This window comes from Stenotrophomonas sp. YJH_SMC_40, assembly GCF_059368615.1.
The window spans coordinates 61,616-83,541 of record NZ_JCAFRX010000002.1; the positions used below are offsets into that span (position 1 = coordinate 61,616).

Genomic DNA, 21,926 nt, shown 5'->3' on the forward strand with positions numbered 1-21,926 from the left:
GGTCGACACCTACCAAGCGTACGCAGCGGTAGTGGCCGACCTTGGTCGGCCCAGGCCGACGCGGGGCGTTACCAGCCAAACGGCGGCGGGTAATCCCAATAGCCCGGGCCGCGGCCGTAGTAGCCGCCGTACGGGCCGAAGAAGCCCGGGCCCTTGCCTTCGCTCACGTGGATGTTGACGTTGACCCCGTGGGTCTTGCCCTCATCGGTGGTGTAGTTCTTGCTCAGGTTCAGCGTGGCGGCGTTGTAGTGGCTGTTGCCACCGTTCTTGGAATAGCCGATGCCGGTGGTGAAGCTGCCGGATACCTTGACCTTGTCGTCGGTGACGTCGGCGATCTTCGCGTCGTCGTGTACGCGCGGGCCGCTCTTGTCACCGTAGTACGTGCCCGGCGGATCCTGCTGCAGGGCCGGGTCGTTGAGGTAGCGCATCGGCGCCTGCGGCAGCGTCAGGTCCAGGCCGGCAGCCTGCGGCGCGGTGGCGCCGGCAGCGGACTGGGCCAGCACGGTTCCCGGCAGGGCCAGGCACAGCAGCAGGGTCAGGGGGCGGATCATGACGGCGCTCCAGCGGACAGGTGGCCACGCAACACGCGGCGGTACAGGCCGACGCTAGCAGGGGCTGCTTGAATGATGCCTGTCGGCGCCCGCTCGCGGTAGAGCCAGGCTATGCCTGGCTGCAGGCTACAACCGCCCGAACCCGAACAGCCCCGCCAGCGGATGCGCCCGCCGCTCGATCCCGGCCCGCAGCAGCTGCGCGCCGATCATCGAATAGGTGATGCCGTTGCCGCCGTAGGCCATGGCGAAGTGCACCCGCGGCCCCCACTGATCGTGCGGGCCGAAGAACGGCAGGCCGTCCGCCGTTTCGGCGAAGGTGCCGGCCCAGGAAAACGCCGGCACCGGGTCCAGCCGGGGGAACCAATGCAGCATCTGCTTCATCAGCTTGTCGGCCTTGCTCTGAACGCGCCGGTCGCGGCGGGCGGGGATGTCGATGGCATCGTCCAGCCCGCCCACCAGCAGGCGACGGTCGCCGGTGGCGCGCAGGTACAGGTAGGGGCGGGCGCTCTCCCACACCATGGTGGTGCGCAGCCGGCCGAGCACGTCCGCATCGACGGGATCGGTGATGAAGGCGTAGCTGCTGCGGTTGCGTGCAACCCGTTGCTTGAGCCAGCGCTGGTTGGCATAGCCCATGGCCAGCACCACGTGGCGTGCGCGGATGGTGGCACCGTCTTCGGTACGGGCGGTCACCCCGCGCGCAGTGGCATCGAGGCTGTGCAGCACCGTGCGGTCATGCACGTGGCCGCCGCGCCGACGCAGGCGCTGCAGCAGCGCATAGGTCAGCCGATACGGATCGACCCGCGCCGCCTGGCGCGTGAGCAGGGCTCCACCGGCATTCACGTCGAAGCGTTCCTGCAGCGCCTCCGGGCCCAGCCAGCGGGCATCCAGACCGATGCTGCGCCGCGCCTCACCTTCGGCCATCAGGCGCGGAACGTCGCGATGGCGGCTGGCCAGGTACAGGCTGTCCATGCGCTGGAAATCCACGTCCTTCAACCCGCGTGCCACGTCGCCCAGCGCTGGGATTGCTTCCGCACACGCCCGATAGGCAAGCGCCGCGGCGTCCTGGCCATAGCGCTGGGCCAGTTCCAGCAGGTGGGTGTCGATCTCGTACTGCAGCAGCGCGGTGCTAGCAGCGGTGCTGCCCCAGCCGATGTCACGCTGCTCGATCACCGCCACGTCGTGGCCATGCCCGGACAACTCGTCGGCAATCAGCGCACCGGTGATGCCGCCGCCGACCACCAGCACGTCGCAGCGCAGATCCCGCTCCAGCGGTGGGAAGGCGTGGATCAGGCCGTTGCGCACCGCCCACCAGGGGTAGCCACTCTTCAGGTCCATGAGTGGGCGGCTCAGGCTGTGGGGCGACCGGTGTGCGGGGTGTGGATCAGTTCGGACAGATCGAAGCCCTGCAGGCGGGCGGTGGCCAGATAATGATCCTGCACGGTGGCGTCCAGCTGCGGTTCGCGGGCCAGCAGCCACAGGTACTTGCGGTCCGGGCTGCCGACCAGCGCCACGCTGTAGTCCGGAGCGACCTGGATCACCCAGTAGTCGCCCTTGGCGAACGGCAACCAGCGCAGGCCCTTGGGCAGGAAGCTCACCTCCAGCCGCGCGCTGTCGTTGTCGATGGCACAGGCCTCGCCGGTGGCTTCCTCGACGTCGCCGTCCATGCGGCAGCGGTTGGTGACGCCGACGTTGCCGTTGTCGAGCAGGGTGTAGTGCGCCGACACGTCGGTGCAGCTTTCCGGCTCGTGGCGCATCGGCAGGCGTGCGATTTCGTACCAGGTGCCCAGGTAGCGGGGCAGCTTGAGGTCGGCGACGGTCTTCAGCGGCGGGTGGTCGGTCATCGGCGGTCGTGGCAGGGGTGGGCCTCCACGATGCCGATGGCCTTGCCATGGGCGGGTGAAGCCGGGGCGATGGCCGTGTCCAGAACGTTCCGTCGCCGCTGCGGCGTGGCCGTTGTCACCGGCGTGGCGGTATGCTGCCGCCAGCGCCGTGTTTTCCTGATCCAACCGAGGTGGAGGTGCCGATGTACCAGGTGATCCTGTTGAAGAGTGAATCCGCGTTCGCACGCGAGCAGTGGCCGCAGGTTGATGACCTGGTCGACTACGAGGGCGTCAGCTACAGCCTGCGTGCCGGCCCGCGCCAGCCGCTGCCCACCGACCACGACTGGCACCCGGTGGCGGTGTACGCGCCCGATGAGATCACCGAGGAAGAGTTCCAGGACTGGTACGCGCTGCAGCAGCCGGCCGTCGAAGAGCTGCGCCTGAAGTACTGACTTCGTCGGCGTGGCGCGCGTGCGCGCGGAAACGTGGGCGGGGTGAACCGACGGGGTAGAGTCGACTGTTAGTCGACTGCTCTTCGCTGGACGCTGTGCCAAAGCCCGCGCTGCGCGCGATAGTCGACTAACAGTCGACTCTACCCCGTCGGTTCGCCCGGCCACGATCACCCCGCCGCAATCGCCAGGCCGTTATCGCCCCGTCGTGACCACCCCGCGCCATCACCCCGTCGAAGCTCCCATCGCGGTGGGTGTGGTCCTCTGAGCCACCATCCAGCCTTTACCGCCTGTGCCGTATAGTCGCGCGCAGGCGCGGTGGTCCGCGCGAAATGGTGTGGCTGGCGTGTCTTCTTTCCTGCGATCGATCCGTGCACGGGGGCCTTGGCTGGCCCTGCTGCTGTGCACTGCCTTCCTGCTGTCCGCACCGGTGCTGGCCCAGGATGAGGACCCCACGCCGAAGCAGCAACTGGCGGACATCGATTCCAGGCTGAAGGAGGTCGAGCGCAAGCGGGGCGATGCAGAGGCCATCGAGACACTGGCGATGCTGTCCGAGAATGCCTCGCAGGCCCGGCGCGATGCCGAAGCGCTGGAGAAGGCGTTGCAGCCGCAGCTGGATCGGATCAGCGAACAGCTGGCGCAGCTGGGCACGCCTGCGGAAGGCACTACCGAACCGCCGGAACTGGCCGCGCAACGACGCACCATCACCAAACAGCGCGACGGCCTGGCCGCGTCGGTAGCGCAGGCTAAGGCCAGTGCCGTGCGTGCCCAGCAGCTGGCAGCCGACATCGACCAGCAGCGCACTGCGCAACGCGCCGAAGACATGGGGAAGAAGGTCGCCTCGCCGTTGTCTCCGGCGCTGTGGAGCAAGGTGGCCGAGCGCCTGCCGATCGATATCGCACGCGTCGCGCCGTTGGCCGAGCAGGGGCGCGATACGTTTGTTGCTGGTGTCCGGGCCAATGGCTGGGGCACGCCGTTGCTGGGCCTGCTGGCCGCGTTGGTGATGATGTTCCCGCTGCGGCTGTGGCTGCGCAGGCTGGGGCGGCGCTTTGCGGCGTCCGAACGTGCGCCGGACGGTCGCCTGCGCCGCTCCGGCCTGGCCATGTGGCTGCTGCTGGTCGGTACGCTGCTGCCCGGCTATGCCGTGGTGGTGCTGATGGCAGCGCTCGATGCGATCGATGCCATCGCGCCGCGCCTGCAGGTGGTGGCCGACGGCCTGGAGACGGCCACCTTCCGCGCCGCCTTCATTGCGGCGCTCAGCGCGTGCATGCTGGTACCCAAGCGTCCGTCGTGGCGGTTGCTGAATCTGGATGACACCGCCGCACTCAAGCTGCGCAAGTACGCGTGGGGCGCGGCGGCGCTGGCCTGGCTGAGCACGGTGCTGGTCGCCCTCGATCAGGCCACGCGTACCAGCGACGTCACCACGGTGGCGCTGGACGGCCTGATTGCGCTGACCTACCTCGGCCTGATCATGGCCATGCTGGTGACCCTGGCACGCCTGCATCGCCGGCAGACCGCCGAGGCCGAGGCCAAGCTGGAGGCACAGGCCGATGGCGTGGGCGCGGCCACGCCGGTGCGTCGCAGCAGCTGGCTGGTACTGGCCCGGGTAGCGGGCAACATCGCGGTGGTGGCGGCCATCATTGCCACGTTGCTGGGCTACCTGAACTTCGCCAAGTTCGTGAACCAGCAGCTGATCGGCGGCAGCATCGTAGTGCTGGCCGCGACCCTGCTGTTCAAGTTCGTCGATGACCTGAGCACCTGGATGCTCAACGCCGACAGCAAGGTTGGCCAGACCATCCTGCTCAGCACCGGCCTGAGCGTATCGCGGCTGGAGCAGGCCGGCGTGCTGCTGTCGGCGGCGCTGCGTACCGTGGTCGTGCTGCTCACGCTGCTTGCCCTGGTGGCGCCGTTCGGCAACATCGGTGCAGTAGTGGAGCGCTTCACTTCACTGTTCACGACCGGATTCGATATCGGTGGCACCAAGCTGGCACCGGCGGGGATCGTGTTGGCGGTACTGGCGCTGCTGGCCGGCCTGGCGATCACCCAGCTGGTGCAGCGCTGGCTGACCGACACCTACCTGCCCAAGACCGAACTGGACCTGGGCGCACGCAACTCGGTCAGTACCGTTGCCCGTTACGTGGGCATCATCATCGCGGTGATCTGGGCGCTGTCGGCCATGGGCCTGCAGCTGAGCAAGCTGGCGTTGCTGGTCAGTGCGCTGTCAGTGGGTATCGGTTTCGGCCTGCAGGTGATCACCCAGAACTTCGTCTCCGGCCTGATCCTGCTGGCCGAGCGCCCGGTGAAGATCGGCGACTGGGTGAAACTGGGTGACCAGGAGGGCGACATCCGCCGCATCAGCCTGCGTTCGACCGAGATCCAGGTGGGCGACAAGTCGACGCTGATCGTGCCCAACTCCGAGCTGGTCACCAAGACCGTGCGCAACATGACGATGGGCAACAACCAGGGCCGCATCCAGATCCAGTTCGCGGTGCCGCCCAGCACCGATGTCGGCAACCTGCGGCAGGCGTTGCTGGATGCGTACACCGCGCATACCAACGTGCTGAAGCAGCCGGCGCCGACGGTCTACATCGACAGCATTGCCGGTGGCCAGATCACCATCAACAGCTTCGCGTACGTGGCCAGCCCGCGGCAGGTCTACGCCACCCGCAGCGATCTGTACTTCAGCCTGCTGCAGATACTGGCGGAGCGGAACATTCCGCTGTCGACCCCGACCGATATCCACATCACCCGCGATCCGCAGGAGTAGTGGGTTCTTTGCAGGGCTTCGCCCTGCACCCGCCGAAGCAACGTCAACCGCAAGAGCAACAGCGTGCATTCCGTGGTTGGGCGGGGCGGTGCCGGAGTGCGGGGACGCCGCAAGTACGTCCCTGTAGGCTTGGCAGCCGCATCCATGCGGCTGACACCCCACACTCCGGCACCGCCCCGCCTTCGACAGTTTTCCGCGATCTTTTGGAATTGCTTTTGGGGTCAGATCCGTTTTCCGGAGGAAAACGGATCTGACCCCATTTTGATTTTCGATATCTGACAGATTGTGTCGACCAAGGTCGACACCCACCAACAGCACACGGAATCTGTCAGAGGTGGGGCGGTGTGGGTTGGCAGGACCGTTGGCGCCATGGATGGCGCCATCGAGCCCCCAGGGACGGGTTTACGGCGTGTCCTGCCAACCCACACCGCCCCGCCATCCCACGGAATGCCCGCTGTTGCTGTTGCTTCGGCTGTTGCTTCGGCGGGTGGCAGGGCGCAGCCCTGCAAAGAAACCCCTACCCCCGTGGTCGGCTGCGCGAGGGCACCAGTGCGAACGTGTCCACCGCCAGCTTCTCGGCATGGTTCAACCACGCGCGGATCTCCAGATCATCCACTTCGTGATCCAGCCCGAACGACACGTTGATCTTGCCGTTGGCATCGGGCTGCACCCACCGCTGGGCCAGCACCACCTTGCGTTGCGAGGACACCGCTTCGATCCAGAAACCGCGATCCGGCCGCGTGCTCGCCACCAGCTGCAGCATGTACTGGCCGGCGCGGGTGCGGCGACCCTTCTGGGTGATCATGTGCGCCTGGCGCACGCTCGGGCGCGGGCCCTGGAATGCGTCCAGCGGTGCGTCCACGGCAATGCCGCCACGCAGGTCGTTGTCGCGGTACAGCTTGATGCCGTTGTCACGGTTGACCAGCAGGGCGCACCAGTCGCCATCGGCCGAGCCGTCCTCGAACGCGGTGCAGCGGTCGACATAGGCCAGGGTGTTGTCCGGGTCGGCATCATCAAACTGGCGCGAGGTGTTCTCCAGATACACCGACTTCAATCCCCAGTCCTTGTCGTATTCCAGCAGCACCGGCGGTTGCACGTGCTGCAGGCCGACCACCACCTGGTCGTCGCCGTCGATCCTCAGTTCGCGGGTCGGCTCACCCAGCCACAGCGAGCGGGCGAAGGCGAGGTACTGCGGGTAATCTCGGCCGCCATCACGCTGGGTGGCCACGCTGGCGCTGGGCGCGCGCTGGGTATCGATCAGTGAACGGCCAAAGCCCATCGTCTTCAGGTTCGGGTCCAACAGGCTGAGCAGGGTCGCACCCGAATCCAGGGTGGTGCCGGCGTCGGCGCTGAGCTGCTGCGGGGCAATGCCATCGCCCAGGAAAAGCAGCAGGTTCTCGCGCTTCTGCCGGGTCAGGATGTGGGTCAGATCGTTGGGCATCGCCAGGTGGTCGGAGGCGATCACGATCAGCGTGTCCTTGCCGTACGGGCTGGCCTGGATGCGTTCGACCAGCTGCGAGATCAGCCGGTCACTGCACTTGAGCGCGTTGAGCATGTTGATGTTGCCGTACTGGCTCTGGTAGCGCTCGCCCTTGCACGACACCGGCAGGTGGCCCGCCGGGTGGTGGGTGTCCATGGTGAGCGTGGTGAGCATGAATGGCGAGCCGGCGCGCGAGAGCTGTTCGAAGCGCTGGTAGGCGGTATCCAGCAGCACGTCGTCGTGCACGCCCCAGGCGGAGTAGTGGATGCGTCCGATCTTTTTCTGCTGCTTGAACCAGGCGAGGTCATGCACTTCGTCAAAACCGTGGCTGGCCAGGAACTGGCCCTTGCCGGCGAACTGGCCGTTGGCCCCGCCCAGGTAATGGTTGGTATAGCCCTGCTGCTTCAGGTAGTCGCCCAGGCACACCGCCTTAGGCAGGAAGCTGCCCATCCGGTCCATGCTGTTCTCATCGCCCTGCGAAGTGGTCAGCGGCACGCCGCACATCGACGACACCAGGCCGGCGATGGTCCAGCCGCTGCCCTCGGCCGAGGCCAGGTTGCGCACGTCCAGCGACTCGGACGCCAGCCGGTTGAGATTGGGCATCAGGCCTGGGAATACGTTTTCGTCCAGGTACGTGCGCTCCAGGCTCTCGCCGTAGATCCAGACGATGTTGCGCGGGCGCTGCAGCGGCTGCGTCGGCACCTGGTATTCGGGGGCGATGCGGGCGAAGTCGACCGGGCGCAGCTGCTGGTACAGGCGTTGGCCGTCGCGGGCCAGCGGGCTGATCATGATCGTGGCCACCCACACGGCCGCGAAGCCCGCGAACAGCGCGCCACCGTGGCCGGGCCGGCGCCAGCGCTTCACCCGCGTGGCGAACAGCGGCAGCAGCGAGACCAGCGCCAGCACGATGAAGCCGGCGATGTAGCCCTTGAAGTCGGAGACTCCGGCGCCTTCCATGTCGGCGCCGAGGTGGTACAGCGTGGCGGCGTTGAGCCCATCACCGGACAGCTTGTCGATCAGCCACCATGCGCTGAGCGTGAGCAGCAGCAGCGAGAACGCACTGGCCTTCCACCACACCCATTTGCCGGACGCGAGGAACAACCAGCACAGCAGCAACAACGACAGCAGCAGTATCCAGAGCATAGGCAGCTTCGGCAGTGACGGGGTGGTGGTGATGGACGTCGTACCGACGCGTGTCCATCCGACCGGCGCTGCCGCACGCACATGCATGTGACAGGCCGATGACCCGATAGTGCATGCACGAACCTGACTGAAATGTTTGTTGAAATGACGCGCGCGAAATCGCGCTCAGAAGGTAAAACGAGCGTGAAAGGCTTCGTTGGATTGCATTAAAAACCGCATGAATACGGGTGTTTTCGTAGCTTCGCTAGCGATGCCCGCGCTCTTCGCGTGCCCGCGCGCGACGATCGAACAGCAATGCACTGGTCACGATGCCAAGGCCGAGCACTACGCCGATGAACAACAGAATCAGAGCGATGAGCGGGTAGCCGAACAGATGCCAGCCGGTGTCGATCTTCATCATCATCGCGGCGGCCATGATCAATGCCGCGCTGATGATGCCGGCCGCCACGCGGTTGGCGATCTTCTGCAGGTTCTCCATCAACCGCGATTCTTCCAGGCCCGTCACCTTCATCTGCAGACGGTTCTCGGCCAGCAGCGCCATGATGTCCGACAGCTTGCGCGGCCCATCGCGCAGCAGCTGCTGCAGCTCCATCGCCTCGCTGGCGATGTTGGCTGCCGACAGGGACTTCTTCAGGCGCGCACGCATCACGTGCTGCAGCTGGCGTTCGACGATACGGCGGGTATCCAGGTCCGGTGCCAGCAAGCGGCATACGGTTTCCAGGTTGAGCAGCGCCTTGCCGAGCAGGCTCAGTTCCGGCGGGGTGCGCAGGCCGCAGGCGGTGGCGATGCGCACCATGTCCAGCACCACGCGGCCTTCGGAGAAACTGCCGCTGGCGGCGTAGCGCGCGATCAGCTGGCCGGTCTCGCGCAGGTAGCGCTCTTCGTCGAAGGCCTCCAGCCGCGTGCTGATGCTGATCAGATCGTCGGCTACTTCCTCGCCACGGCCATCGACTGCGGCGAACAGAATCTTCAGCAGCCGCTCGCGCAGGCGTGGCGGCATGTGCGCGACCATGCCCAGGTCGAAGATCGCCAGCCGTCCATCGGGCATCACCCGCAGGTTGCCGGGGTGCGGGTCGGCGTGGATCTCGCCGTGCACGAAGATCTGGTCCAGGTAGCCGCGGATCAGCGCCGCCGCCAGCGGGTCCATCGATTGTTCGGTGCGGCGCACATCGGGAATTGCATCCACGCGCACGCCGGTGGCCAGTTCCATGGTCAGCACGCGCTGGCTGCTGTAGTCCCACAGCGGCTGCGGAATCCACAGGCGGCGGAACGGCTTCAGGTGTCGGCCGAAACGGGCCAGGTTCTCGGCCTCGGCGTGGTAGTCCAGCTCCTGCATCAGGGTCTTTGCGAACTCGTTGAGCCAGTCGCGCAGGCGCACGCGGCGGCCCACCTGGGTCAGGTGGTCGGCGGCCAGCGCGAAGCTGCGCAGCGCCTCCAGGTCCGAGCGAAGTTGTGCAGCCACTTCAGGCTTCTGCACCTTCACTGCCACTTGGCGTCCGTCGTGCAGCACCGCGCGATGCACCTGCGCGATCGAGGCACAGCCCAGCGGTTCGGGATCGAATGAGGCGAACAGCTTGTTCACCGGTGCGCCCAGCTCCTGCTCGACGATCGCATGGATGCGCTCGACCGGAATCTCGGCCACCTTTTCCTGCATGCGCTCCAGGGCTGTGGCGAACTCCACCGGCACCATGTCCGGGCGCGTGGACAGCATCTGGCCCAGCTTGACGAAGGTGGGGCCCAGCGCTTCCAGGTCGCTGACGAACTGTTCCGGGTTGCCGTCCGCGGGAACGTCGGCTGGATTGCCTGCGGCATCCAGGTTCATGCCCGAGAACACCCCTGAATGGCGATAGCGCATCAGCAGGCGCAGGATCTGGCTGCGCCGGTTCATGCCTTTGACCAGCGGAGGATTGCCATTGGCGGTGGGCGGATTGCTCAAGCGGAACTCCCATGCGACGAAGACAGGTAGCGCCGGCCACGGGCCGGCGATGTCCGGATTCCGCAGTGTCGCCGGGGGGCGGTGGGCACGCAGTGAATCCGACGTCTTCCGCAGTCCACACCGGATCGGTCAGAATCCGCTCATTCCCTCTCTGGACTTCCCATGGCCGGTGCCAGCCTGTTCGCCCTGCTCGACGATATCGCCACCCTCCTCGACGATGTCTCGGTCCTGACCAAGGTCGCGGCGAAGAAAACCGCCGGCGTGCTGGGCGACGACCTGGCGCTGAACGCGCAGCAGGTCACCGGGGTCAACGCCAACCGCGAACTGCCGGTGGTGTGGGCGGTGGCCAAGGGCTCGCTGGTCAACAAGGTGATCCTGGTGCCTGCAGCATTGGCGATCAGTGCGCTGGAGGCCTGGCTGCACAGCCGCGGCTGGAACGTGCCGCTGATCGTGCCGCTGATGATGATCGGTGGCGCGTTCCTGTGCTTTGAGGGCGTTGAGAAGCTGGCACACCGGTTCCTGCACTCAGCCGAGGACGACGCCGAGCATCAGGCCGAGCGGCGCAAGGCGCTGGCCGACGCGCAGGTGGACATGGTGGCGTGGGAGAAGGACAAGGTAAAAGGCGCGATCCGCACCGACTTCATCCTCTCGGCCGAGATCATCGTACTGACCCTGGGCGTGGTCGCCACCGCATCGTTCACCAACCAGCTGGTCACGCTGGCCGTGGTTGCACTGGCGATGACGGTCTTCGTCTATGGGCTGGTAGCGGGCATCGTGAAGCTCGATGACGTCGGCCTGTACCTGTCGCGCAAGGGTGGGGCCGTGGCCGCCTTCGGTCGCGGCCTGGTGGCTTCGGCACCGTGGCTGATGAAGTTCCTGTCGGTGGCCGGCACCATTGCCATGTTCCTGGTGGGCGGCGGCATCCTGGTGCACAACGTGCCGGCGCTGCACCACGCAGTACAGGCGATGGGCGGCGAGGGGCAGTGGGGCTGGCTGGTCAGCGCGGTGGGTAACATGGTGGTCGGCATCATCGCCGGCGCCATCGTGCTCGCGGCCGTGACCGGGTTCCAGAAGCTGCGCGGCAAGTAATCACCGGCGGGTCGCAAGGTAGAGGCCGACCTTGGTCGGCGCTTTGTTTCCTGCGTGTGCCAACCAAGGTTGGCACCTACCAAAGCGGTTCAAGGTGGTCGGCATCGTCGCCGGCGGGTTCCCAGGTAGAGGCCGACCTTGGTCGGCGCTTTGTTTCCACGTGTGCCATCCAAGGTTGGCACCTACCAAAGCGGTTCGCGACGGGCCGGACGGTCAGCCCGCCTGCACGCGGTTCTTGCCCTGTCGCTTGGCCGCATACAACGCGTCATCCGCACGGCGCAGCAAAGCCTCGGTATCGTCGCCCGGCTGCCATTGCGCCAGCCCGGCGCTGAAGTGCACCGGCACGCGCCGGTCCTGCACGGTCAGCACGCGGTGCGCCAGTGAGCGTTGCAGGCGCTGCACGGTGGCCATGCTATCGGCACCCTGGGTTTCCGGCAGCACCAGCACGAACTCGTCGCCACCCAGCCGTGCGATGCCGTCAGTGGCGCGCAGCAACAGCCTGCAAACGGCCACCAGGTGCTGCAGCAACGCATCGCCGCCGGCGTGGCCGTGCGCCTCGTTGGTCAGGTGGAAATCATCCAGGTCGATCACCGCCACGCCCAGCGGTGAGTTGTTGCGCGCAGCACGCGCCAGTTCACGCTGCAGCAGTTCGTCCAGGCCGCGGCGGTTCAGCGCCTGGGTCAGCGGATCGATGCGCGCCAGATCACCGGCGGCACGCAGTTCCTGCTCCAGCTCGGCAATGCGCTGTTCGGCGCGTTCCACTTCCTGCCGCGCATTGGCCAGGTGATCGCGGGCCTGCGCGGCCTGTTGCTGCACCTTGCCGGTGTCGCGCATCACGTCCTGCAGCAGCTGGTTGAGGTCGGCGATGCTACGCGCCTCGCGCAGCTGCAGTGCGTAGCTGCCGATGCGGTCGTGGTATTCGCCGGTGCTGGTGGCCATGCCATCCATGCGCTCGATGAACTCGCCCATCAACCCGCGCATCGCCGCCTTCGAATCGTCGATGCCCTGGCGCAGCAGGCCCTGCTTGTAGATCACTTCGCGCAGTTCGGCACGGGTGCGCTCGACTGCCTCGGCTTCCAGCGGCCCGTCCAGCAGCTGGCGCACCGCCGCGATCTGGCCCTGCAGCCAACTGCGGTCGTCCAGCAGCTCGCTCACGTTTTCCAACAGCAGCGCGAACAGTTCCAGCAGCAGCGCCTGCTGCTCCTGCCAGCTCTCGGCACGCACGCCGACCTGGTGCCCGAGTTCGCGCACGCCCTGTTCGATCGGCTCCAGTGCGGTACCCGGCTGCCACTGGCGCAGGCGCGTGGCCAGCGCCTGCGCTTGCTCGCGCAGATCCGGGTCGTGCTGCAGCAGGGCCACCACGGCGCCACCCAGCAGCAGCCGCAGCTGCTCGGACAGGCGCAGGCTTTCCGGCTGTCCGTCCGGCGAATGCTGTTCGATGGTGCGGATGTACTTGTCGATCAGCTGCCGCATCGCGCGCCCGTAGCGCGGCCAATCGGCACTGGCCTGCGCCGACTGCAGGCGGTCGCCCATGTCACCCAGTTCGCCGGGCAGGGTGGCCATGCCGTTGGCAAAGGCGGCCAGCAGCGGTTCCGGCGCGTCGGCGCCGGCGAACAGCTGCTGCAATGCCACGCCACCACCGCCCTGCAGTACCACGCGGTCGCCCAGCCCATCGTCCACCACCGCGCGCACGCGTGCCGGCGGCCCAAGGGCGGTACCGGGGGCAGGGCGGTGGTCGGGCTGGTCCGTCATGGAGCGAATCCTGGGGCTGGCAGGGACTGGTTCCAGCATATCGGCGCGGTCGCCGACGGCTTGAACGGCTAGGATGGGCGACAGGATGCCGCAGTGGAGGTGGTGATGCGCGTGATGTTGCTGGGGGCGACCGGCCTGGTCGGCGGGCTGGCCCTGCCCCGGCTGCTGGATGACCCGCGCTGCAGTGGCGTGGTGGCGCCCACCCGCCGCCCGTTGGGCATGACCCACGGGAAGCTGGAGAACCCGGTATTGGCCTTCGACGCGTTGCCCACTTCGCCAGCATGGGCGCGCGTGGACGCGGTCATCTGCGCGCTGGGCAGCACCATTGCCCAGGCCGGCAGCCGTGAGGCCTTCCATCGCATCGATCATGACTACCCGTTGGCCTTCGCCCGCCTGGCGCAGGCACAGGGTGCACAGACTTATGTGCTGAATTCCGCGGCCGGCGCCAATCCACAGTCGTCGATCTTCTACAGCCGGGTGAAGGGTGAATTGGAGCGTGACCTTCGTGCGCTGGGCTTCAATTCGTTGACCCTGGTCCGCCCAGGGCTGATCGGGGGCGAGCGCAACGAGGTGCGTCGTGGCGAGCGCCTGGCCCTGACGGTGTTGGGTGCATTGGGGCCGGTGTTGCCACGGGCGTGGCGGATCAACCCGGCCAGCGAAATCGCCAAGGCTCTGGTCGAGGCCGCGCTGGCCCCGCAACCGGGTGAGCACGTGGTGGCATCGAGCGCACTGGTCGGCTGATGTCGCGTGCGCTGCGCCTGACCCAGTTGCTGCAGCTGCTGCGCCGCCATCGGCGGCCGGTGGCCGGGCAGACGCTGGCCGAAGCGCTGGGCATCAGCCTGCGCACGCTGTACCGCGATATCGAGACCCTGCGTGAGCAGGGCGCTGACCTGCGTGGCGAGGCCGGCGTCGGCTACCAGCTGGCGCCGAGCGACACCCTGCCACCGATGACCCTGCCACCGGCCGAGATCGACGCGCTGGTGCTGGGCCTGCGCTGGGTTGCGGCCCGTACCGAACCCGCGTTGGCCGAAGCCGCACGCGATGCCCTGGCGCGTATCGCGCATGTGTTGCCCGCAGCGCGGCGCGAGGCCTTGCGTGATAGTGGCCTGCGGGTGGGCCCTTCGCGTGCGGCGGCCAAGGTTCCCCCAGCTCGTCTGCAGGCCGTGCGAGAGGCTGTCGGTTCACAGCAGCGCCTGAAGTTCGGCTACGAGGACGCGCACGGTCAGCGCAGCGAGCGGATCGTCTGGCCGTTCGCGCTGGGCTACTTCGATGAGGTGCCGATGCTGGCGGCGTGGTGCGAGCGCCGCGAGGATTTCCGCCATTTCAGGCTGGACCGCATCCGCCAGGTGCGCGTGATGGAGGATCGCTACCTCGTGCCGCGCGCCACGCTGCTGCGGCGCTGGCAGAAGGCACAGGGCATCGCGCCGGACTGGTTGGATCGCTCATAACAGAGCAACAGCCGGGAGCGGGGGTAGAGTCGACTGTTAGTCGACTATCGCGCGCAGCGCGGGGTTTAGGCAGGTTGAGGGAAGAGCAGTCGACTGACAGTCGACTCTACCAACAGTCGACTCTACTGACAGAATCTGTCAGCAGGGCCGTACCACCATGAGCGCTCCTAGCAACGGAGCTTCCCCATGTTCACGCCCAGCACCCTGCTGCAGTACGTGCGCGACGTCGCCGCCAGCGCCACCTTCTACAGCGGCATTCTCGGCAGACCGCCGGTCGAGCAGTCGCCCGGATTTGCCCTGTTCCTGCTCGGCGATGGCGCCGCACTCGGCCTGTGGCAACGCGACGACGTGCAACCGCCGGTGTCCGCGCAGGCAGGCGCCGCCGAACTGGCAATGGTGGTGGCCAACCCCGAGGCCGTGCAGCAGATGCACGATGCGTGGCGCGCACTCGGCGTGCAGATCCTGCAGGCGCCGTTGACACTGGAGTTCGGCCATACTTTTGTCGGGGCAGATCCTGATGGCCACCGCCTGCGTGTGTACAGCCGCGCCGAGGGCCTGGTCGCGCGCGATTGATCGCCCGCATTGTGTAGATCCACGCCATGCGTGGATGGAGCGCGACGGAGCAGGCACAAAAAAACGCCGGGCAATGCCCGGCGTTTTCTCCAAGTCATGTGCCAACCAACGGTTGGCACCCACCGATCAGGTGGCCGATCAGCTGGCCAGCGCCAGGTCGTCCATCATTGCGCGCAGGAAGCGCGCCGCTTCGCCGCCGGTGGCCGCGCGGTGGTCGAAGGTGACCGACAGCGGGATCACCTTGTGCGCTTCCACGCCGCCCATCACCGGGGTCATCTGGTGGCGGGCACGGCCGGCACCGACGATGGCCACGCACGGCGGCACCACGACCGGGGTCGCGTAGCGGCCGGCGAACATGCCGAAGTTGGACAGCGAGATGGTGTAGCCACTCAGTTCCGAAGCGGCGATCGAACGCGATTCCACCTGCTCGCGCAGGCGGTTGACGCCTTCGCGGATGCCGCGTGCGTCGAGCATGTCGGCATTGCGCAGGGCCGGCACGAACAGGCCGTCGTCGGTGTCCACGGCGATGCCGATGTCCACCTGTGCGTGCAGGGTACGGGTCAGCGCTTCACCGTCGAACCAGGCGTTCATCGCCGGTACCTTCTGCGCGGCGACCACGATCGAACGCACCAGGCGCGCGGTGACGTCGTTGCCCGGCAGCCAGGCGTGGATGTCGGCGTCGTCGTTCAGCGTGGTCGGCACGACCTTGCTGTGCGCATCGGCCATCACGCGTGCCATGTTGCGGCGCACGCCCTTCAGCGGTTCCGGCTGGCCCTTGGCGACCACGCCCGGCGGCTGGGTACGCATCGGCTTGCCGGCGGCGGACAGCGGGGTGCGGGCTTCGCTCTGCACCGGGGCAGACACCTGCGCCGGGGCCTGCGCGGCATAGGCAGCAGCGGCAACCGGTGCCGGAGCAGCGCCGAGCTTGGCGGTGCCGTTGGCGGCGGCCTGCTTGACGTCGGCCATGGTGACCGCGCCATCGGTGCCGCTGGCCGGCACGCGGCTCAGGTCCACGCTCAGCTTGCGCGCCATCGCACGCACGGCCGGCACGGCCTTGACGCCACCGACGGCCAGCGCCTGTTCGGCATGCACGGCGTTGGAGCTCTGCATGGCGCCGACCACGGTACCGGCGTCGTCACGCTCGGCGGCGGCCGGCTTGGCTTCCTCCGCAGCGACCGGCGCAGCCGGCAGCGGCGGCGGGGTCGGTGCGGCAGCCGGCGTGGCCGGTGCGGCATGACCATGGCTGTGGCCGGTGTCCTGGCCATCGGCACGCTGCGGCAGGTTCGGGTCCAGTTCGAAGCTGGCCAGCACCGAGCCGGTCGGGATGATGTCGCCGGCACCGCCGGACAGCTTCAGCACCTTGCCGGAGAACGGCGAGGGCACTTCCACCACGGCCTTGGCGGTCTCCATCGACACCAGCGGCTCGTCCAGCTTGATCACATCGCCTTCCTTGACGAACCACTCGACGATGGTCGCGTCCGGCAGGCCTTCGCCCAGGTCGGGCAGGTTGAAGTTCTTGGTCTGGCTCATTTGCAGTTCTCTTCCAGCAGTTCCAGTTCGCGGGCCGGCAGCCAACCCGTCGCGCCATTGGCGCGCTCGGACCACCACCACCCGCCGTGTTCGTGATGAAGCTTCACCATCTCGCCGCTTTCCACATCCAGCTCGCGGGCGTCGTAGTCGCACAGCGCTTCGGCGCGACCCTCGTCCAGCAGCTGCAACCAGGCGATGGGCGCCCATCCAGCGCGCCCATCGTTGGTGCGTACCCAGGCAAACGCCGGCCATTCCTCGTCACGGACACCTACTTCGACGATCTGGCCGGTGTGGAACCGGAGCGGGTTGGGATACTGGCTGCGGTAAGCCCCCAGAAGGCGGGCCCGCATGTCAGCCGGCCGCCACCGCGCGCTTGGCCGCAGCCACGATCCGCTCAACGCTCGGCAGGTACTTCATTTCCAGGCGGAACAGCGGAATGTGGGTGTCGTAGCCAGTGACGCGCTCGACCGGGGCCAGCAGGTCGTAGATCGATTCCTCGGCCAGGCGCGCGGCGATCTCGGCGCCGAAGCCCGCGGTCTTCGGAGCCTCCTGCACGATCACGCAGCGGCCGGTCTTGGCCACCGATTCGGCGATGGTGGCAAAGTCCAGCGGACGCAGCGTGGCCACGTCGATGACTTCGGCACTGATGCCTTCGCCGGCCAGCTTGTCGGCCGCTTCCAGCGCTTCCTTCACCTGCGCGCCCCAGGTCACCAGGGTCACGTCGGTGCCGTCGCGCAGCACGAAGCAGACGTCCAGCGGCAAGGCTTCGCCGTCGTTGACGACCACTTCCTTGTACTGGCGGTAGATGCGCTTGGGCTCCATGTAGATCACCGGATCCGGTTCGCGGATCGCGGCCAGCAGCAGGCCGTAGGCGCGCTGCGGCGACGACGGCAGCACCACGCGCAGGCCCGGCACGTTGGTGAAGATCGCCTCGTTGGCTTCGCTGTGGTGTTCCGGCGCGCGGATGCCACCGCCCCACGGCACGCGCAGCACCATCGGGCAGTGCAGGCGGCCACGCGTGCGATAACGCAGGCGTGCGGCGTGGCAGACGATATGGTCGACCATCGGGTACATGAAGCCATCGAACTGGGCTTCGGCGACCGGCTTCATGCCCTGCGCGGCAAGACCAATCGTCAGGCCGGCGATGGTGGTTTCATCCAGCGGGGTGTCGAGGATGCGGTCCGAGCCGAAGCGCTGCTGCAGACCGGCAGTGGCGCGGAACACGCCGCCGTTGACGCCCACGTCTTCGCCCAGCACCAGCACCGACGGGTCGTGTTCCAGCTCCCAGGCCAGCGCCTGGGTGATGGCTTCGATGAGGGTGATCGGGGTGGTGGTCATGCTCTCTTCTCCGCGCGCGACCGCAGCGCTGTCGGCGGCGTTGGTGTGCGCGCCGGGCGCGCCGTTCTTGATCTCATCCATGGCGCTTCTCCAGGGCGATCGCCTGGGCACGCTGGGCCAGCAGGTCCGGCGGCGGATCGGCATACAGGAAGTCGAACATCGCCTCGACCGGCTGCACCGGCGTGTTGAGGTACAGGTTCACTTCCTCGTCCACGCGCGTGCCGCACTCGGCAACCCAGGCAGTCTCTTCGTCCTCGCTCCACACACCGGCGTTGATCAGGTACTTGCGCAGGCGCAGCATCGGCTCGCGCTGCCAGGCATCTTTCACTTCGGCGTCGTCACGGTAGCGGCGCGCGTCATCGGCGGTGGTGTGGTCGGACAGGCGATAGGTCATCAGTTCCAGCACGGTGCCGCCGTCGCCGGCCAGCGCACGTTCGCGCGCCTGCTCCATGGCCGCCAGCACCGCGATCAGGTCGTTGCCGTCCACCTGCAGGCAGTGCAGGCCACCAGCCAGGCCCTTCTGCGCCAGTGTTTCGGCACCGGTCTGGGCCGAACGCGGAACCGAGATGGCCCAACCGTTGTTGACGATGCACAGGATCAGCGGGAGCTTGTAGGCGCCGGCCGAATTCAGTGCTGCGTAGAAGTCGGTCTTGGAGCTGCCGCCGTCGCCGCACACGGCCACCGCGATCTGCGGTTCCTTGTTGAGCTTGAACTTCAGCGCCGCGCCTGCGGCATGCAGGCACTGGGTGGAAATCGGCACGCAGAACGGGAAGTCCTTGGCCGCGTTGCCGCCGTAATCGTTGCCGCGTTCGTCGCCGCCCCAGTACATCAGCACGTCGTGCGGGCGCACGCCACGCATGAACATCGCGCCATACTCGCGGTACGAAGGCGCGAACACGTCGTCCTTCTGCATCGCCGCGCCGATACCCACGTGCGCGGCTTCGTGGCCCAGGCAGGCGGCATAGGTGCCGAGCTTGCCGGTGCGCTGCAGTGCGATGGATTTGCTGTCGAACGTACGTACGAACAGCATCTGCTTGAACAGCGGTACCAGGACCTTGGGGTCGCGCAGCGACGCGGGCAGGTCATCGCGGACGAGTTTGCCGTCCGTATCCAGGTACTGCAGGTATTCGATCTTGAATTCAGCGGCAACCGTCATTGCGTACTGCACCTTCGACAGAGAAGTTACAAATGATATGAATCGCCATGTTAAGGAACGCGTACGGAATAGCCTTCCTGCGCCGCAACACGGCGATTCCCCGTTTTACCCCTGCCGGCGGGTGGGGGGCCAATAACAACAACGTATTCAGTCGTTGCTGCAAAGCATCAGAATACGCCTCTGGCTGACCGCCAGTACAACGGCCTGGACGGTTCCACGCGCAGGCCTGGGATCGGCCGATGCTCCACGGCCAACCGCACGCCCCGGTATGGACCCGGCGGCTGCCAGCGCGGCGGCAACGCGCTACCCTTGCCGCCCCCGATCTGGTCCCGCCCATGTCCGTCGACAACAACCAACGCGATCTCGAAGCCGGCATCCACACCGACCTGCAGGGACGCCTCACCTACGGCGGCTACCTGCGGCTGGACCAGCTGCTCAGCGCGCAGCAGCCGCTGTCCAGCCCGCCGCACCATGACGAGATGCTCTTCATCATCCAGCACCAGACCTCGGAGCTGTGGCTGAAGCTGCTGGGCCATGAGCTGCGTGCCGCAATCGGCTTCCTGCAGCGCGATGAAGTCTGGCAGTGCCGCAAGGTGCTGGCGCGCAGCAAGCAGGTGCTGCGCCAGCTGACCGAGCAGTGGTCGGTGCTGGAAACCCTGACCCCGTCCGAATACATGGGCTTCCGCGACGTGCTGGGCCCGTCGTCGGGCTTCCAGTCGCTGCAGTACCGCTACATCGAGTTCCTGCTGGGCAACAAGAACGCGCAGATGCTGCAGGTGTTCGAGCACGACCCGGCCGGGCAGGCGCAGCTGCGCACCGTGCTGGAGGCGCCCAGCCTGTACGAGGAATTCCTGAAGTACCTGGCCCGCTTCGGCCATGCCGTGCCGGCGGTCTACGAAGCCCATGACTGGACCCAGCCGCACGTGGCCGACGACGCCCTGCAGCCGGTCTTCGAACGCATCTACCAGGACACCGACCGCTACTGGCGCGAGTACGCGCTGTGCGAGGACCTCGTGGACCTGGAGACCGCCTTCCAGCTGTGGCGCTTCCGCCACATGCGCACGGTGATGCGGGTGATCGGCTTCAAGCGCGGCACCGGTGGCTCGTCCGGCGTGGGCTTCCTGGCCAAGGCACTGGAGCTGACCTTCTTCCCCGAGCTGTTCCAGGTGCGCACCAGCCTGCAGGCCGCGCCCCCGGCCGAACAGGCCTGATCCGTATTCAGCTTGGATCCCGGCCGGCGGCTGGATCGTTTCAGATGCAAGTTCAGCGAGCAGGCTGGCACCTGCCTCAAACGGCGTGTATTTGACGTGAACGCCAGAAGTCGGTGATCCTCGCGCGTTGCTCCAACTGCACAGCGGACGTGCTCGTCATCCACCGAACCAGGAAATCCGCATGAGCGTAAACGCCACTGCGAACACCCCAGAGCCGGCGCTGCCGGACTTCAAGACCACGCTGGGCCACCCGCGCCCGTTGTGGATGCTGTTCATGACCGAGTTCTGGGAACGCTTTGCGTTCTACGGCATCCGCTGGGCCTTGGTGCTGTACATCGTCGCCCAGTTCTACAACGGCAGCGCTGCCGGTGAAGGCGACGCCAGCCGCATCTACGGCGCCTACCTGGCCCTGGTGTACGCCGCGGCGATCTTCGGTGGCTACGTGGCCGACCGGGTACTGGGCTACCAGCGCTCGATCCTGACCGGCGCGATCATCATGGCCGCCGGCCTGTTCATGATCTCGCTGCCGCAGGAGCACATCTTCAAGCTCGGCCTGGCCACGATCATCGTCGGCAACGGCCTGTTCAAGCCCAACATCTCGACCATGGTCGGCAAGCTGTACGGGCTGAAGGACGAGCGCCGCGATTCGGGCTTCACCATCTTCTACATGGGCATCAACATCGGCGCGATGATCGCCCCGGTGCTGACCGAGTACCTGGCCCGCAAGGTGTTCGGTACCGACGCGATGCCGTCCTACAAGGTCGTGTTCATCGCCTCGGGCGTGGGCATGCTGATCTCGCTGGTGTGGTTCTACATCGGTCGTGTCGGCCTGAAGGGCATCGGTGCACCGCCGGCCGGCGCTGAAGGTTTCGGCCGCATCATCATGGTGCTGGCCGGTGCCGTGGTCGCCATCCCGGTCGCGTACTTCCTGCTGGCCACCGGCGCCACCGCGCTGGCCTGGATCCTGGGTGCGATGTTCACCGCGCTGGCCGTCCTGCTGCTGGTCGAGGGCATCCGCGAAGGCAAGGTGCAGCGCGACCGCGTGATCGCCATGCTGATCATCTTCGCCTTCAACGTGATGTTCTGGATGTTCTTCGAACAGGCCGGCAGCTCGTTCACCTTCCTGGCCGAGAACATCGTCAACCGCCAGTTCGGTGACTGGACCTTCCCGACCGCGTGGTTCCAGTCGGTCAACTCGGTGGCGATCATCACCCTGGCCCCGGTGATCGCCTGGATCTGGGTGGCCATGGGCCGCGCCAATCCGTCCATCCCGCGCAAGTTCGGCCTGGGCCTGCTGTTCAACGGCGCCGCCTTCGCGCTGCTGATGTTCGCCCTGTCGCAGATGGTCGTGGACGGCAAGATCCCGTTCTGGACCCTGTTCATGGTCTACGTCATCCAGTCGGTGGGTGAGCTGTGCCTGTCGCCGATCGGCCTGTCGATGGTGACCAAGCTGGCCCCGGTGCGCCTGGTCGGCTTCGGCATGGGCGGCTGGTTCCTGTCCACGGGCATCGGCAACAACCTGTCGGGCATCTTCGCTGGCGTGGTCAGTGGTGAAGGCGGCATGACGGTCGAGTCGGCCCTGAAGGGGTATACCTTCGGGTTCTGGGCCCTGATCGGCTCCGGCGTGGTGCTGTTCCTGATCGCCCCGCTGATCAACAAGCTGATGCACGGCGTCAAGTAATG

General features: G+C 67.0%; 17 protein-coding genes and 1 pseudogene. 8 read left to right on the forward strand and 10 right to left on the reverse strand.

The window, feature by feature from the left end; genetic code table 11:
* Positions 1-68: 68 nt before the first annotated feature.
* The 3 genes from AC5P6X_RS03250 to AC5P6X_RS03260 form a co-directional block, all read right to left on the reverse strand.
* Entirely contained in the window at positions 69-551 is a 483-nt protein-coding gene (locus AC5P6X_RS03250; RefSeq protein ID WP_005411364.1) for a hypothetical protein, read from the reverse strand.
* A gap of 126 nt (positions 552-677) precedes the next feature.
* A complete protein-coding gene (locus tag AC5P6X_RS03255; RefSeq protein ID WP_049451152.1) occupies positions 678-1,886 on the reverse strand; it encodes an NAD(P)/FAD-dependent oxidoreductase in 1,209 nt (402 codons plus the stop codon).
* A gap of 11 nt (positions 1,887-1,897) precedes the next feature.
* Positions 1,898-2,392, reverse strand: a complete 495-nt coding sequence (locus AC5P6X_RS03260) for a lipocalin family protein (protein ID WP_108270571.1) — start codon at positions 2,390-2,392, stop codon at positions 1,898-1,900.
* Between the two features lie 182 nt (positions 2,393-2,574).
* Here AC5P6X_RS03260 and AC5P6X_RS03265 point away from each other — a divergent pair, with 182 nt between their 5' ends.
* Complete coding sequence (locus AC5P6X_RS03265; protein ID WP_005414723.1) at positions 2,575-2,823, forward strand: hypothetical protein; 249 nt, start codon at positions 2,575-2,577, stop codon at positions 2,821-2,823.
* A gap of 334 nt (positions 2,824-3,157) precedes the next feature.
* On the forward strand, positions 3,158-5,587 hold the full coding sequence (locus AC5P6X_RS03270) for a DUF3772 domain-containing protein (RefSeq protein ID WP_050426961.1): 2,430 nt from the start codon (positions 3,158-3,160) through the stop codon (positions 5,585-5,587).
* Positions 5,588-6,104: 517 nt separating this feature from the next.
* Here the strand turns inward: AC5P6X_RS03270 and AC5P6X_RS03275 are convergent.
* Together AC5P6X_RS03275 and AC5P6X_RS03280 are read right to left on the reverse strand one after the other, a co-directional pair.
* Positions 6,105-8,210, reverse strand: a complete 2,106-nt coding sequence (locus AC5P6X_RS03275; RefSeq protein ID WP_088436235.1) for a phosphoglycerol transferase I — start codon at positions 8,208-8,210, stop codon at positions 6,105-6,107.
* 244 nt (positions 8,211-8,454) lie between these two features.
* Positions 8,455-10,101 (reverse strand): annotated as a pseudogene (locus AC5P6X_RS03280) (ABC1 kinase family protein); the annotation flags it as partial.
* A 207-nt stretch (positions 10,102-10,308) separates the two neighbouring features.
* Here AC5P6X_RS03280 and AC5P6X_RS03285 point away from each other — a divergent pair.
* Positions 10,309-11,235, forward strand: a complete 927-nt coding sequence (locus AC5P6X_RS03285; protein WP_005411357.1) for a DUF808 domain-containing protein — start codon at positions 10,309-10,311, stop codon at positions 11,233-11,235.
* 213 nt (positions 11,236-11,448) lie between these two features.
* Here AC5P6X_RS03285 and AC5P6X_RS03290 read toward each other — a convergent pair whose 3' ends face one another.
* Positions 11,449-12,987 (reverse strand): GGDEF domain-containing protein, encoded by a 1,539-nt coding sequence (locus AC5P6X_RS03290; RefSeq protein WP_005411356.1) that lies wholly within the window; start codon positions 12,985-12,987, stop codon positions 11,449-11,451.
* 105 nt (positions 12,988-13,092) lie between these two features.
* Here AC5P6X_RS03290 and AC5P6X_RS03295 point away from each other — a divergent pair, with 105 nt between their 5' ends.
* The 3 genes from AC5P6X_RS03295 (at position 13,093) to AC5P6X_RS03305 (ending at position 15,008) form a co-directional block, all read left to right on the forward strand.
* On the forward strand, positions 13,093-13,728 hold the full coding sequence (locus AC5P6X_RS03295) for a Rossmann-fold NAD(P)-binding domain-containing protein (RefSeq protein ID WP_262091104.1): 636 nt from the start codon (positions 13,093-13,095) through the stop codon (positions 13,726-13,728).
* The gene (locus tag AC5P6X_RS03300) at positions 13,728-14,435 is read left to right on the forward strand and encodes a helix-turn-helix transcriptional regulator (protein WP_099481246.1); all 708 of its coding nucleotides are present in this window, start codon (positions 13,728-13,730) and stop codon (positions 14,433-14,435) included. Before AC5P6X_RS03295 ends, AC5P6X_RS03300 begins: the two co-directional genes overlap by 1 nt.
* Positions 14,436-14,621: 186 nt before the next feature.
* Entirely contained in the window at positions 14,622-15,008 is a 387-nt protein-coding gene (locus tag AC5P6X_RS03305) for a VOC family protein (RefSeq protein ID WP_049451147.1), read from the forward strand.
* A 138-nt stretch (positions 15,009-15,146) separates the two neighbouring features.
* Here the strand turns inward: AC5P6X_RS03305 and AC5P6X_RS03310 are convergent, their stop codons facing one another.
* From AC5P6X_RS03310 to pdhA, 4 genes are read right to left on the reverse strand one after another with little or no spacing between them, the layout of a single operon-like run.
* Complete coding sequence (locus AC5P6X_RS03310) at positions 15,147-16,538, reverse strand: dihydrolipoamide acetyltransferase family protein (RefSeq protein WP_049451146.1); 1,392 nt, start codon at positions 16,536-16,538, stop codon at positions 15,147-15,149.
* Positions 16,535-16,888, reverse strand: a complete 354-nt coding sequence (locus AC5P6X_RS03315) for an SH3 domain-containing protein (RefSeq protein WP_005411349.1) — start codon at positions 16,886-16,888, stop codon at positions 16,535-16,537. The genes AC5P6X_RS03310 and AC5P6X_RS03315 overlap by 4 nt, the downstream gene beginning before the upstream one ends.
* A gap of 1 nt (position 16,889) precedes the next feature.
* Positions 16,890-17,957: an alpha-ketoacid dehydrogenase subunit beta gene (locus AC5P6X_RS03320; protein WP_005414714.1), complete on the reverse strand. Its 1,068-nt coding sequence runs from the start codon at positions 17,955-17,957 to the stop codon at positions 16,890-16,892.
* Positions 17,950-19,032, reverse strand: coding sequence for a pyruvate dehydrogenase (acetyl-transferring) E1 component subunit alpha (gene pdhA, locus AC5P6X_RS03325; RefSeq protein WP_049451145.1), 1,083 nt, complete (start codon positions 19,030-19,032; stop codon positions 17,950-17,952). The genes AC5P6X_RS03320 and pdhA overlap by 8 nt, the downstream gene beginning before the upstream one ends.
* Positions 19,033-19,367: 335 nt before the next feature.
* Here pdhA and AC5P6X_RS03330 point away from each other — a divergent pair, with 335 nt between their 5' ends.
* Both AC5P6X_RS03330 and AC5P6X_RS03335 read left to right on the forward strand, forming a co-directional pair.
* On the forward strand, positions 19,368-20,243 hold the full coding sequence (locus tag AC5P6X_RS03330) for a tryptophan 2,3-dioxygenase (RefSeq protein WP_005414712.1): 876 nt from the start codon (positions 19,368-19,370) through the stop codon (positions 20,241-20,243).
* Positions 20,244-20,424: 181 nt separating this feature from the next.
* On the forward strand, positions 20,425-21,924 hold the full coding sequence (locus AC5P6X_RS03335; RefSeq protein WP_329756983.1) for a peptide MFS transporter: 1,500 nt from the start codon (positions 20,425-20,427) through the stop codon (positions 21,922-21,924).
* Positions 21,925-21,926 lie beyond the last annotated feature (2 nt).